The following is a 368-nucleotide window of genomic DNA, read 5'->3' as shown; positions in this document are numbered from 1 at the left end:
GGCCCGCTGTACCTGAGCCTGGTAACGGACGCGTACTCCAGGAAAATTGTTGGTCACCACGTCCATGAAAGCCTGCATGCCGAGTCAGTAGCGCAAGCCTTCAAGCAGGCCTTACGAAAGCGACGTCGTCGCCAGCCATTAGTCCACCATTCGGATCGAGGCATCCAATATTGCTCGGCGCTATACCAGTCACTGCACCAACGGCACGGCGTTCAGTGCTCCATGACTGATGGGTATGACTGCTACCAGAACGCGCTGGCTGAGCGAATCAACGGAATCCTCAAGATGGAGCTGCTGTTGAGTAGCCCTGAAGATCTGGAGCAAGCGAGGCAGATGGTTGATGAGGCAGTACAGATCTACAACACAGA

General features: G+C 55.2%; 1 protein-coding gene. It reads left to right on the top strand.

The window, feature by feature from the left end; all coding sequences use genetic code 11:
• A partial coding sequence (locus NP552_RS25865; RefSeq protein WP_274097328.1) for a DDE-type integrase/transposase/recombinase occupies nucleotides 1–368 on the top strand: 368 nt, incomplete at both ends.

Source organism: Pseudomonas sp. 8209, assembly GCF_028682105.1.
Classification (GTDB): Bacteria; Pseudomonadota; Gammaproteobacteria; order Pseudomonadales; family Pseudomonadaceae; genus Aquipseudomonas; species Aquipseudomonas palmensis.
This window is presented reverse-complemented; position numbering and strand designations above follow the sequence as displayed.